Genomic DNA, 571 nt, shown 5'->3' on the forward strand with positions numbered 1-571 from the left:
GTACCTCGGTCTCGATCGGGTCGAACCAGTTATCGAAAAGATCAACAGCCATCTCAGTCGCAGGCTGCATGGAATCAGGCTTCGTGGTAAGCTTGGTCATGGCGTAGTCTCCAGTCCGACGCTTCAACGCCGGATGATTCGAGGTTGATCACCCCGGAGACTACGCCACCCTCAATTCCTACCAACTCCGCGACGGCCCCGTGGGTCGGTCAAAATCCCCCGGGTATGGTCACTTGAAACTCCCCCACTCGATAATCGCGGTCAGCGCCGCTGAACAGCGGTAGCCGATCAGGCAGGACGTTTATTTTCGGTCCCTTTAACCAGCAAGGGGCCGGGGAGTTGAACGTCTTGAAGCCACACCTGCAAAGCACGGTATTTACGTTACTCGATCGCAACGCCAGCCAGCGCGAGATCCACAGGCTGACGGGGGTCGACCGCAAGACGATCCGGCGTTACCGGGCGCTGCGGGCTGATGCGGAGGCAAATTCCCCCGGGGAAGTGACCACCGGCCCGGTGAGCGTAGACGGCCAAATTCCTCCACCCCGACCACCGGCTTCTGGGGCATCGGGAG

At 60.2% G+C, this 571-nt stretch carries 1 pseudogene; it reads left to right on the forward strand.

What is annotated here, in order from left to right:
* Positions 1–303: 303 nt before the first annotated feature.
* Positions 304–571, forward strand: a pseudogene (locus ACP4IX_RS36515) (IS21 family transposase); the annotation flags it as partial.

This window comes from Streptomyces sp. WG5 (assembly GCF_049974565.1).
Classification (GTDB): Bacteria; Actinomycetota; Actinomycetes; order Streptomycetales; family Streptomycetaceae; genus Streptomyces.